This is a genomic window from Rhizobium sp. HT1-10 (assembly GCF_049472505.1).
In the GTDB taxonomy this organism is placed as follows: domain Bacteria; phylum Pseudomonadota; class Alphaproteobacteria; order Rhizobiales; family Rhizobiaceae; genus Rhizobium.
In genome coordinates this window covers 165,873-177,821 of sequence record NZ_JBCEBQ010000007.1, presented here as the reverse complement: position 1 = coordinate 177,821, position 11,949 = coordinate 165,873, and the positions used below count along the sequence as shown (strand labels likewise).

The window sequence follows — 11,949 nt, the reverse complement described above, 5'->3', positions numbered from 1 at the left end:
CTTAGCGGATGAGGTCGAGCGCGATCTGTTCGATGCGCGACAGGATGGATTTGAGCGGAATGCGCAGCGCCTCGGCCTTGGCTGTATCATAGGCAAAGGGTGGGACTTCGGTCGTCAGATGCGTCGCCTGGGCAAGCTCCATCTGGATGGCATGGACGCCGGTCTGGGGCTGGCCGTAATGACGGGTGGTCCAGCCGCCCTTGAAGCGGCCGTTGAGAATGCTGGTGAAACCGGAGGCGCCGGCAATGTCTGTTGCGGCAGCCTCGATCTTGGCTGCGCAAGTCCTGCCCATGTCGGTGCCGATGTTGAAGTCCGGCAGCCGGCCGTCGAACAGGAAGGGAATGTTGGCGCGGATCGAATGGCAGTCGTAGAGCACCGCGATGCCGTGGATCGATTTTACGCGCGCGATTTCGGCCGCAAGCGCCGCATGGTAGGGCGCGTGGTATGCGGCCCGTCGCGCTGCTATGTCGGCCTCGGTCGGCTCGGCACCGGCCTTCCAGATCGCCTTGCCGTCGAAATCTGTCTCGGGGATGAGCCCGGTGGTGTTCTGACCCGGGTACAGGCTCGAACCATTGGGATCGCGGTTGGCATCGATCACATAGCGGTGGAACGTGGCGCGCACCGTCGTCGCATCGGCGATGAGCCCGTCATAGAGCCTGTGGATGTGCCAGTCGGTGTCGGCCAGTATCCGCCCATTGTCGTTCAGCCGCTCCCAGATCTCGACTGGCACATCGGTGCCGGTATGGGGAAAGCCGAGAATGACGGGCGAGGAACCCTGGCGAACCTCGAACACGGGGGCGGTCATTGCATGGTCTCCCTGGAAGTTTTCAGCATGGCATTGAGAGACGCGACGACCACACCTCCCTCATTCCTGTGCTCGTCACAGGAATCCAGCCATCGCACGTCTGCGCGATGAGAGAACCTGTGCGGGACGTAAGATGTCTCCCGCGCCGCAGACGCGGCGCACTGGATCCCTGTGACGAGCACAGGGAAGAGGGGAGTGTGGGGGACGTGCGCAGTCTCAAGGGCGCGGTAAGGGGTGCGCGAACTCTCAAGGGCGCGGCAAGCCCGGCGCATGACGGAGGGCCCTGACGTTTGCGGCCTGCGTGGTGTCAGTCTCGACGATACCTCATGCATCAGCTCAACCCTCCAGCCCCGGCAGGATACCATCCGATACTGCGGCGTTCAGCGTCCCAGATGACACCAGCTCGCTCGCTGCTGCAAGGTCGTTTGCCATGTAGCGGTCCTCGTCGAGCGTCGGGACGACGCGGCGGATGGTGGCGAGGGCGGCTGACAGTTCGGGGCTGGTGACGAGGGGCGCGCGGAACTCGATGCCTTGAGCTGCCGTCAACGCCTCGATGCCGATGATGCCGAACAGGTTGTCGGTCATCTGCAGCAGCCGGCGGGCGCCGTGGCAGGCCATCGAGACATGGTCTTCCTGGTTGGCGGAGGTCGGCGTCGAATCGACGGAGGCCGGATGCGACATCTGCTTGTTTTCCGACATCAGCGCCGCCGAGGTCACCTCGGCGATCATCAGCCCGGAATTGAGGCCGGGCTTACGGGCGAGGAAGGCAGGCAGGCCGTGCGACAGCGCCGGATCGACCAGAAGCGCGATGCGGCGCTGGGCGATGGCGCCGATCTCGCAAACGGCAAGGGCGATCTGGTCGGCGGCAAAGGCCACCGGTTCGGCGTGGAAATTGCCGCCCGAAACCACCGAATTGTCCGAGAGAACAAGCGGATTGTCGGTGACGGCATTGGCCTCGATCTGCAGCGATTTCGCCACCTGGCGCAGAAGATCGAGGCAGGCGCCGTCGACCTGCGGCTGGCAGCGGATGCAATAGGGGTCCTGGACGCGCTCGTCGCCCTCGATATGGCTTTCGCGGATGACTGACTTGTCGAGGAGCGCCCGCAGTGCCGCCGCCGTATCGATCTGGCCCTGATGACCGCGTAAGCGGTGGATGTCGGCATGGAACGGCGCCGAGGAGCCCATGGCCGCATCTGTCGACATCGCACCCGTGATCAGCGCCGCCTGGGCTGCCCGGTGGGCCCGGAAAAGGCCCGCCAGTGCAAGTGCCGTCGAGGTCTGGGTGCCGTTGATCAGCGCCAGGCCTTCCTTGGCGGCAAGCACCATTGGCGTCAGACCTGCCTTTGCCAGCGCCTCGGCGCCGGAGAGCCGTTCGCCCGCGAAAAACGCCTCGCCTTCGCCCATCATCACGGCAGCCATGTGGGCAAGCGGCGCCAGGTCGCCGGACGCGCCGACGGAGCCTTTTTCAGGGATGACCGGAATGACGCCCTTGTCGAGCATCGCCTCGATCAACCGAACCATCTCCAGCCGGACCCCGGAGGCACCGCGGCCGAGCGACACCAGCTTCAGGGACATGATCAGCCGGACAATGTTCTCGGCGAGCGGCTGGCCGACACCGCAGCAATGGGAGAGGATCAGATTGCGCTGCAGCGTCTCCACGTCGGCGCGGTCGATCTTGATCGAGGCCAGTTTGCCGAAGCCGGTGTTGATGCCGTAGACCGGCGCATTGCCTGCGGCGATCTCGGCGATGCGGGCCGCCGCCCGCTCGATGCCGGCATCGAAAGAGCGGTCGAGAACGGCGGGCTCGCCGGTCCAGTAGATCGTTGCGAGTTCGGCAAGGCTTACCGAGCCCGGATGTAGCGTGATGGTCATCGGTCGATCCTCTCGCCCTTGAACAGATGGGCATGCAGCGGATTGAAGCCAATCCGGTAGACAAGTTCGGCCGGGCTCTCGACCGACCAGATGGCGAGATCGGCTGACTTGCCGACCTCGATTGTCCCGGTTTCCGAGAGCAGGCCCAGCGCGCGGGCGCCCTCGCGGGTGGCGCCGGCGATGCACTCGTCGACCGTCAGGCCGAACAGCGTCGCCGACATATTCATGGTGAGCAGCAGCGAGGTCAGCGGCGAGGTGCCCGGATTGCTGTCGGTAGCGATGGCGATCGGCACACGGGCGTCGCGCAGCAACTGCACGGGCGGCTTCTGCTTTTCGTTGATGGCGTAGAAGGCGCCGGGCAGCAGCACGGCCACCGTACCGCTGGCGGCCATGGCCTTCACGCCCTCTGCATCGAGATATTCGAGATGATCGGCCGACAGCGCCCCATAGCCGGCGGCGAGCTTCGCGCCGCCGAGGTTCGAGAGCTGCTCGGCGTGCAGCTTGACCGGCAGGCCAAGCGACCGGGCTGCATCGAAGACCCTCGCGATTTCGGAGGGCTGGAAGGCGATGCCCTCGCAGAAACCGTCGACAGCATCGATCAGCCCCTCGGCCGCCCCCTGCTGCATGCCGGGAAGGACAACCTCGTCGATATAGGCATCGTTGCGCCCCTTGTAGGCAAGCGGCGTCGCATGGGCGGCAAGGTAGGAGGTGACGACGCGCACGGGACGGAGGCGCTCGAAGGCGCGCGCAGCCCGCAGGATGCGCAGCTCGGCGTCGATGTTGAGCCCATAACCCGACTTGATCTCGATCGTCGTCACGCCTTCCGCCAGCAGCGTATCGAGCCGTGGCAGGGCGGCGGCGACAAGACCGTCGATCGAGAGCGCGTTGGTGGCGTTGACCGAAGAGACGATGCCGCCGCCGGCGCGCGCCACCTCCTCATAAGTGGCGCCCTGCAGTCGCATCTCGAACTCGCGGGCGCGGTTGCCGCCGTAGATGATGTGGGTGTGGCAATCAATGAGGCCAGGCGTGACCCAGCGGCCCTCGAGGTCGAAAATATCGGCGGATTCGATGGCGGGGACCGGCAGTTCGCTCTCCGGGCCGGCATAGCAGATGCGGCCGTTCTCCACGACTACGGCACCCTTTTCGACGATTCCGAGGCCTGGCAGCAAAGGGTCGAGCGTCGCCAGACGGGCGTTGCGCAGCAAGCGCGGACGACCTAGAAATGCGGTGCTTGGTTCGGAAAAATTGTTCCCACTCATCAGCTTTGCGCCTTTCATTATGGCCAAACATGTATATACATATTCGCCGGGTGACAAGCGAAATTTATGCGACTTGCGGGAAACCTAGGACGGATCGCCCGCGAAGAGAAGGGGAATGCCGATGACCGGACTCCATGCACAGGCGGCCCTCCTGCCCGGCGGTTGGGCAAAGGACGTGCGCATCGAAATTGCCGGTAGGCGCATCGCCGGCATTACCGTCGGAGTGCCGGCGCAAGCCTCGGATGAACGCCATGCCGCGCTGATCCCGGCCATGCCGAACCTGCATAGCCATGCCTTTCAGCGGGCGATGGCGGGCCTTGCCGAGGTTCGCGGACCCGGAAGCGACAGCTTCTGGAGTTGGCGGACGGTGATGTACAAGTTCGCCCTCTCCATGACTCCTGACGATGTCGAGGCCGTCGCGGCCCAGCTCTACATGGAAATGCTCGAAGCCGGCTTTTGCCGCGTCGGCGAATTCCACTACCTTCACCACGACCGGGACGGCAGTCCCTTTGCCAATATCGCCGAAATGGCCGAGCGCATCGGCGCGGCGAGCGCGGAGGCCGGTATCGGCCTGACGCTGCTGCCCGTGCTCTATGCCCGCTCCGGCTTCGGCGGCGGCGCACCGATAGAGGGCCAGCGCCGCTTCATCAATGGGCCGGACCGCTTCGCCACGCTGATGGATGGCTGCCGTCGGGTGATCGCGTCGCTCGACGGCGGTGTGCTCGGCCTTGCGCCGCACAGCCTGCGGGCTGTCACGCCGGAGGAACTGGCCTTCGCTGTGGATCTCGGTCGGGATGGTCCGATCCACATCCATGTCGCCGAGCAGGTCAAGGAAGTCGAGGACTGCATCGCCTGGTCGGGCGCAAGGCCGGTCGAGTGGCTGCTAGACCATGCCGACGTCGATGCGCGCTGGTGCCTGATCCACGCGACGCATTTGACAGAAGACGAAACCCGCCGGATGGCCAGGAGTGGCGCCGTTGCCGGCCTTTGCCCTATCACCGAAGCCAATCTCGGCGACGGCACGTTTCCGGCGCCGCAATTCCTGGAGGAAGGCGGACGCTACGGCATCGGCTCCGATTCCAACATCCTCATTTCGCTGCCGGAAGAGTTGCGCCAGCTCGAATATTCGCAGCGCCTGGCCCTGCGGGCTCGAAACGTCGTGGCGCCTGCGAGCGGCTCGACAGGGCGCACGCTGTACGATCGGGCAGTGGAGGGCGGCGGGCTTGCGCTGGGGGTGAAGACGGGCCTCAGCGAAGGCAACAGCGCCGATCTGGTTTCGCTCGACGTCTCGGCAGTGCCGTACCTGTCAAGCGATCAGTGGCTGGATCAATGGCTGTTTGCCGGCGGCGTCCGCGTCGACGCCGTGTGGGCACTCGGACGCAAGCAGGTCAGCGGTGGCCGTCACGTGAGGCGCGATGCCATCAGCATGCGCTTCCAGGCCGCCATGCGCCGGCTGCTATCGACCTGACCGCGACGGTCAGAACGACGCTTTTCGGTCAAGGGTAGACTAATGGATGCTGGCTTCGAGCTTGGCTCCCTTGCCTGTCAGCTCTTCGCCGGCTGGCGTCAGCATCGTCAGACTGAGAACGGAGACCACCATGATGGTTACGACGGCTATCATCACTCGCATAAGCGTATTTCCTTGTGAACTAGCCCACCCAACGCGTGGTGGAGCAAGCAGTTCCTCAAGTGGTATCGCCGAACGACCGATACCAGCCTACTGCTGCGAATTTGCACCAGGAGGCTGCGGCGCAAGCGGGTCAGCCTGACGAACGTTGTGGGTCGGATTGACCAACAGGATGCTGAGAATGATCAGCACCAGCGCAAGGATGAGAGTGAGACCGATCAAGAGGGGGCGAATGGCCATCTGGGGCTGTCTCCGTTCATCACCGAAATTTGAGAATCACAGGTCTAGCAGAATTCGATGCCATTTCTGAGGCACTGTCAGCAATTCCTTAAATATAGACGTATGTCGCAGGAAAAGAGGATATCGGCGCGCACTGGATTGCCTATTGATTACGCAGCAGCCAAATTTGCATTTTAATCGTCAGGCGTCTTGCCGCGCCTCCGAAATCTCATATGGTGCCAAAAACACCAGACCACATTCCACACGCAAGCGCGTTGTGCCCGACAAGCCGGCAAAGACCGGCACGGCAGCAACACGCTCCCATTCGACCCCAGAGGAGAGAACATGAAGATCACCACATTGATGCTGTCCAGCGCCGTCGCGCTGGCAACCCTCGCCGGCCAGGCTGCCCAGGCCAAGGACTGGAAAACCGTCACTATCACGCTCGAGGGTGCCTATGCGCCCTGGAACATGACCAATGCCGACGGCACGCTCGGCGGCTTCGAGCCGGAACTGGCCAAGGTGCTCTGCGAGCGCGCCAAGGTCGAGTGCAAGCTGGTCGCCTCCGACTGGGACGGCATGATCCCGGCGCTGAACGCCGGCAAGTTCGACATCATCATGGATGCCCTGTCGATCACCGACGAGCGCAAGCAGGTCATCGACTTCACCATTCCTTATGCCGCCACGCCGGCCGCCTTCGCCGTTGCCAAGGACAGCCCGCTTGCCAACGCCGCCGGCACCGGCAAGACGATCACCATGACACCCGGTCAGACGGGCGTGGCTGAGATCGATGCCCTGAAGACAGCCTTCAAGGGCAAGACGATCGGCATCCAGGCGGCAACGGTCTATGCCAAGTTCGTCTACGACAACTTCGCCGACATCGCCACGATCCGCGAATACAAGACCGGTGCCGACCGCGATCTCGACCTGCAGAACGGCCGCATCGACCTCGGCTTCGACGATGCCGTCTATTTCGAGACCGCCTTCGAGGCCGCCAACGGCGCGCTCGGCTTCTCCGGCCCGCAGATCGCCGGCCCGATCTGGGGTGTCGGCGAAGGCCTCGGCGTACGCAAGGCCGACACCGACCTGCGCGACATGTTCAGCAAGGCCATCAAGTCGGCGCTCGATGACGGCACCGTCAAGACCCTGTCGATGAAGTGGTTCAAGACGGACGTCAGCCCGAAATAAGCCTCCGAACCGACGCTTCCGGCCCCGGCGGTCGGAGGCGTCCCCTCGCGCCGATACGGAATATCAGATGTCGACATTGGAACTGCTGGGCTTCGGTTCGACCGGGTGGGGCGCGCTGCTCCTCGTGGCAACGCTGCTGACGCTTGCCGTAACCGCGACGGCGCTGGCGATCGGCGCCGTGCTCGGCACCATGGTCGCCGCGGCGAAGCTGTCCGGCAACCGGCTGCTCTGGGTGCTCGGCCATGCCTACACCACCGTCTTTCGCGGCGTGCCGGAACTGTTGATCATCTATCTCATCTATTTCGGCGGATCGAGCGCGCTGACTTCGATCGGCAAGGCCTTCGGCTATGAAGGCTTTCTCGGCCTGCCACCCTTTGCCGCGGGCGCCTTTGCCGTCGGTATCATTTCCGGTGCCTATCAGGCGGAAGTCTATCGCGGCGCCTATCTGGCGATCGCAAAGGGCGAACTGGAGGCCGCCTCGGCCATCGGCATGAGCGCCCGGCTGCGCTTCCGTCGCATCGTGATGCCGCAGGTACTGCGGCTGGCCATCCCCGGGCTCGGTAATGTCTGGCAGCTGAGCCTCAAGGATTCAGCGCTGATTTCCGTGACCGGGCTTGCCGAACTCATGCGCACCAGCCAGGTGGCGGCGGGCTCGACGCGGCAGTATTTCCTGTTCTTCATCGCCGGCGGCTGTCTCTACCTCATTCTCACCAGCCTCTCGGACCAGGTGTTCAACCGGGCAGAGCGCCGCGCCAACCGCAGCATGCCGTCAGCGGCGATGGGGAAGGCCTGAACCATGGATTTTGCCTTCCTGTCCTCGACGATGGTCACGCTGCTCGCCGCCCTGCCGATGACGCTGGCCCTGTTCGGTTGCTCGATCGTGCTCGGCGGGTTGCTGGCGCTGCTGCTGGTCTGGATGCGCACCGGCGGCAATCCGATCCTGTCGGGCTTCGCCAAGGCCTACATCTTCGTCTTTCGCGGCTCGCCGCTGCTGATCCAGATGTTCCTGGTGTTCTATGGCCTCGGCCAGTTCGGCATCATCCGCTACTCGTTTCTGTGGCCAATGCTGCGCGAGCCCTTCGTCTGCGCCGTGCTGTCGCTGGCGCTGTGCACCGCCGGCTATACCGCCGAAATCTTCCGCGGCGGCATCCGCGCCGTCTCGCCCAAGGAGATCGAGGCCGCGCGCTCGATCGGCATGTCGGGTTTCCTCTTGGTGCGCCGCATCCTGGCACCGATCGCCTTCCGCCACGCGCTGCCGGCCTACTCGACCGAGATCGTGCTGATGATGAAGTCGACGGCGCTGGCGAGCCTCGTCACCGTCTGGGAAGTCACGGGCGTGGCGCAGCGGCTGATCTCGCACACCTACCGGACCATGGAGGTCTTCCTCTGTGCGGCCATCATCTACCTTGTGCTGAACTTCGTCATCCTGCAGGCCATGGGGCTGCTGGAATATCACCTCTCCCGCCATCGCCGCGCCATCCCGCAGGCTCTGAAGGCGTAACCGCAGTTTGAACTGGAGCGACCATGGCCCGCGTCAACCGACTTTCGGTCCGCAATATCCGCAAGAGTTTCGGCACCCACGAGGTGCTGCGCGGCATTTCGCTCGATGCCGAGGACGGCGACGTCATTTCGCTGCTCGGCGCCTCGGGCTCCGGCAAATCCACCTTCCTGCGCTGCATCAACCTGCTCGAGATCGCCAATGACGGCGAGATCTGGGTGGATGGCGAGCAGATCCGGATGGTCCACCGCAACGGCCGCAGCAAGCCGGAAAGCCACCGCCAGGTCGACCATATCCGCTCCGAACTCGGCATGGTCTTCCAGTCGTTCAATCTCTGGTCCCACATGACCATCCTGCAGAATGTCATCGAGGGGCCGATCCATGTGCTTAAGCGGCCGCGCAGCGAGGCCATCGCGGAGGCCGAGGCGCTGCTCGAAAAGGTCGGCATAGCGGACAAGCGGCATGCCTATCCGGCCCATCTCTCAGGCGGTCAGCAGCAGCGCGCGGCGATTGCCCGCGCTTTGGCAATGAAGCCGAAGGTGATGCTGTTCGACGAGCCGACCTCGGCGCTCGACCCGGAACTGGTCGGCGAGGTGCTGCGGGTCATGCGGGCGCTGGCGGAAGAAGGCATGACCATGCTGGTCGTCACCCACGAGATGAGCTTTGCCCGCAACGTCTCCAACCGTGTCGTCTTCATGCGCGATGGGCTGATCGACAGTTCGGGCACGCCGGACGAAATGTTCGGCGGCGGCGGCTCGCCGGCCTTCCGGCAGTTCATCGGACATTTTGGAAGCTGAGCCCATGACCGTCACTCTCGAAACCCGCCTCGGCTGGCGCGCCATCGCCGACGTCGCCGACGGCCAGACCCTCTCGCTTGCCCCCGACGTCTGGGAGCGCATCGACAATGCCAGCCGGATCGTTGCCCGCATCGTCGAAACAGGCCAGCGCGCCTACGGCATCAACACCGGCGTCGGCGCTCTATCCGACACCGTGGTCGACCGAGAGTCCCAGAGCAAGCTGTCGCGCAACATCGTCCTCAGCCATGCCTGCGGTGTCGGGCCGCTGCTCGCCCCCCGCGAGGTGCGGGCCATCATCGCCGCCCAGATCGCCAATTTCAGCCAAGGCTATTCCGGCGTCCGCCGCGAGATCGTCGCGCATCTCCTGATGTTCCTGGAAAAGGACTGCGTCCCCGACGTCCCCTCGAAGGGGTCCGCCGGTTACCTCACCCACAATGCCCACACCGCCCTGGTGCTGATCGGCGAGGGCACGGCCCGCGTCGCCGGACAGACGATGACCGGCCGGCAGGCGCTCGATACCATCGGCCTTTCGCCGCTGGTGCTCGGTGCCAAGGAAGGCCTCAGCCTCGTCAACGGCACCGCTTGCGCCACCGGCCTCTCCTGCGTCGCTCTGGCCCGGGCCGAAGGGCTGCTCGACTGGGCCGATGCCATCGCCGCCTTGACGCTTGAAGCCGCCGGCGGGCAGATGGCCGCCTTCGACGAGACCGTGCTGGCCCTGAAAGTCTCGCCCGGCGTCGCCCATGTCGGCGCGTCCCTGCGCCAGCGGCTTCAGGGCAGCGGCCTGATCGCCGCAGCGCTCGGCAAACGAACCCAGGACGCGCTCAGCCTGCGGGCCATTCCCCACGCCCATGGGGCCGCTCGCGACGTCTTCGACAATTCCGCCCGCGTGGTCGACCAGGAGCTCGCCTCCGTCACCGACAACCCGGCTGTCCATGGCACTCCGGATCATCCGGTCGTCTCCTCCGAGGCCCATGCCGTGTCGCCGGCGCTGGGACAAGCGGCCGACAGCCTGGCGATCGCCCTTGCCCAGATCGGCGCGATGAGCGAGCGGCGCATGGACCGGCTGGTCAATCCGCTGGTGAGCGGCCTGCCGCCGTTCCTCGCCAGCGATGCCGGCAGCCAATCGGGCTTCATGATCGCCCAATATACCGCGGCTGCCCTTGCCAACGACAACCGCCGGCTGGCTGCGCCTGCCAGTCTGGACGGGGGGCTCACCTCGGCGCTACAGGAGGATTTCCTCGCCCATCCGACGGCTGCCGCCAACAAGCTGCTCGCTGTCCTCGACAATGCAGAGTACATCCTCGCCATCGAGCTGATGGCAGCGGCACAGGCGCACGACCTCCTGGCCCCGTCCGCATCGCAGGCCGTCGGCACCGAGGCGATTTACCGGCTTGTCCGCAGTCGCATTGGGCACTATGCCGACGACCGGCCGCTCGGTGGCGACATCGAGGCCGTGCGGTCGCTGATCCGCGACATCACGCCGCCGCAACCTTGAAATCGGGACTATGGACATGACACCGCAATTCGACGTCGCCGTCATCGGCCTCGGGGCCATGGGCAGCGCCGCACTCTCGTTTCTGGCAGCGCGCGGCGTCAAGGTCATCGGCATCGACGCCTACTACCCGGCCCACAGCCTCGGATCGTCCCATGGGGACAGCCGTCTCATCCGGCTCGGCTATTTCGAGGACCCGTCCTACGTGCTGCCGCTGTTGAAGCGCGCCTATGCCAACTGGCGGTCGCTGGAAGCGCGGCTGCGCAGCGAAATCCTGACGATCACCGGCGTGTTGCAGATCGGCGCACCCGACAGCACCATCGTGACGGGCACCCGCGCCTCCTGCGCGCTGCACGATCTGGCTTACGAGGAGCTGGACCAGGCGGAGGCGAAGTCGCGGTTCCCGGTCTTCTCGCTCGACGCCGACGAGGTCGCGCTGCTCGATCCGCAAGGCGGCTACCTCCGGCCGGAAGCGGCGGTGATGGGTTACCTCAAGCTGGCTGCAGAGGACGGGGCGACGCTGCATTTCGGCGAGAAAGTGACGGGCATCGAGCCCGACGATACAGGCGTGACGATCGCTTCTTCCACGGCGCGCTATCGGGCGAAAAAGGTCATCGTCGCCACCGGATCTTGGATCGCCGAGCTGGTGCCGCAGCTGAAGGAACATGCCGTGCCGATCCGCCAGGTGGTCGCCTGGTACCAGCCGCGCGACGGCTTCATCACGCAGCCGCGACGCATGCCGGCCTTCCTGCGCGACGAGGGCGATGACGGCTCCTATTTCGGTTTCCCGGCCATCGGCGTCGATGGCGTCAAGATCGGTCGCCATGCCCATTTCCGCGAACCGATCGATCCGAATGCGCCCAATCCGCCGGTGAACGAGGCCGACACCGCGCTTCTCGACGCCTTCATGGCCAAGCGAATGCCCGATGCCAACGGTGTACGTGTCAACGCCATCACCTGCCGCTATACCATGTTGCCGAGCGAGGATTTCCTGATCGACCTGATGCCCGGCGATCCGCGCGTCGTCGTCGCCTCGCCCTGTTCGGGCCATGGCTTCAAGTTCACCAGCGTCATCGGCGAAATCCTGGCAGACCTGGCACTGGACGGCGCGACGCCACTGCCGATCGGCGCTTTCACGTTCGACGCAATGGAGCGATTTATCGTGGCCAAAAGCAAGGCGCCGGTCTGAGCA

General features: G+C 64.9%; 12 protein-coding genes. 7 read left to right on the top strand and 5 right to left on the bottom strand.

Annotated elements, in window-relative coordinates:
- Position 1: 1 nt before the first annotated feature.
- From hutG to hutI, 3 genes are all read right to left on the bottom strand, one after another.
- Positions 2 to 805: an N-formylglutamate deformylase gene (hutG, locus tag VH564_RS18095; protein ID WP_423341251.1), complete on the bottom strand. Its 804-nt coding sequence runs from the start codon at positions 803 to 805 to the stop codon at positions 2 to 4.
- Between the two features lie 336 nt (positions 806 to 1,141).
- Positions 1,142 to 2,677 carry a histidine ammonia-lyase gene (gene hutH / locus VH564_RS18090; RefSeq protein WP_423341250.1) on the bottom strand — a complete coding sequence of 512 codons (1,536 nt, stop codon included), beginning with the start codon at positions 2,675 to 2,677 and terminating at the stop codon, positions 1,142 to 1,144.
- Entirely contained in the window at positions 2,674 to 3,936 is a 1,263-nt protein-coding gene (gene hutI / locus VH564_RS18085; RefSeq protein WP_423341249.1) for an imidazolonepropionase, read from the bottom strand. The genes hutH and hutI overlap by 4 nt, the downstream gene beginning before the upstream one ends.
- 121 nt (positions 3,937 to 4,057) lie before the next feature.
- Here hutI and VH564_RS18080 point away from each other — a divergent pair, with 121 nt between their 5' ends.
- Positions 4,058 to 5,404 carry a formimidoylglutamate deiminase gene (locus VH564_RS18080; RefSeq protein WP_423341248.1) on the top strand — a complete coding sequence of 449 codons (1,347 nt, stop codon included), beginning with the start codon at positions 4,058 to 4,060 and terminating at the stop codon, positions 5,402 to 5,404.
- A 39-nt stretch (positions 5,405 to 5,443) separates the two neighbouring features.
- Here VH564_RS18080 and VH564_RS18075 read toward each other — a convergent pair whose 3' ends face one another.
- Positions 5,444 to 5,566 carry a hypothetical protein gene (locus tag VH564_RS18075; RefSeq protein WP_423341247.1) on the bottom strand — a complete coding sequence of 41 codons (123 nt, stop codon included), beginning with the start codon at positions 5,564 to 5,566 and terminating at the stop codon, positions 5,444 to 5,446.
- Positions 5,567 to 5,653: 87 nt separating this feature from the next.
- Positions 5,654 to 5,803 (bottom strand): hypothetical protein, encoded by a 150-nt coding sequence (locus tag VH564_RS18070; protein ID WP_423341246.1) that lies wholly within the window; start codon positions 5,801 to 5,803, stop codon positions 5,654 to 5,656.
- Positions 5,804 to 6,145: 342 nt separating this feature from the next.
- Between VH564_RS18070 and VH564_RS18065 the strand changes: the two genes are divergently transcribed.
- The 6 genes from VH564_RS18065 to solA all read left to right on the top strand — a co-directional run bounded on the left by VH564_RS18065 (position 6,146) and on the right by solA (position 11,946).
- Positions 6,146 to 6,970 carry a transporter substrate-binding domain-containing protein gene (locus tag VH564_RS18065; RefSeq protein WP_423341374.1) on the top strand — a complete coding sequence of 275 codons (825 nt, stop codon included), beginning with the start codon at positions 6,146 to 6,148 and terminating at the stop codon, positions 6,968 to 6,970.
- A 67-nt stretch (positions 6,971 to 7,037) separates the two neighbouring features.
- On the top strand, positions 7,038 to 7,763 hold the full coding sequence (locus VH564_RS18060) for an ABC transporter permease (RefSeq protein WP_423341245.1): 726 nt from the start codon (positions 7,038 to 7,040) through the stop codon (positions 7,761 to 7,763).
- 3 nt (positions 7,764 to 7,766) lie between these two features.
- Positions 7,767 to 8,471, top strand: a complete 705-nt coding sequence (locus VH564_RS18055; protein WP_423341244.1) for an ABC transporter permease — start codon at positions 7,767 to 7,769, stop codon at positions 8,469 to 8,471.
- A gap of 23 nt (positions 8,472 to 8,494) precedes the next feature.
- On the top strand, positions 8,495 to 9,265 hold the full coding sequence (locus VH564_RS18050; protein WP_423341243.1) for an ABC transporter ATP-binding protein: 771 nt from the start codon (positions 8,495 to 8,497) through the stop codon (positions 9,263 to 9,265).
- A gap of 4 nt (positions 9,266 to 9,269) precedes the next feature.
- Positions 9,270 to 10,760 (top strand): HAL/PAL/TAL family ammonia-lyase, encoded by a 1,491-nt coding sequence (locus VH564_RS18045; RefSeq protein WP_423341242.1) that lies wholly within the window; start codon positions 9,270 to 9,272, stop codon positions 10,758 to 10,760.
- A 16-nt stretch (positions 10,761 to 10,776) separates the two neighbouring features.
- Complete coding sequence (gene solA / locus VH564_RS18040; RefSeq protein WP_423341241.1) at positions 10,777 to 11,946, top strand: N-methyl-L-tryptophan oxidase; 1,170 nt, start codon at positions 10,777 to 10,779, stop codon at positions 11,944 to 11,946.
- The last annotated feature ends 3 nt before the right edge of the window (positions 11,947 to 11,949 follow it).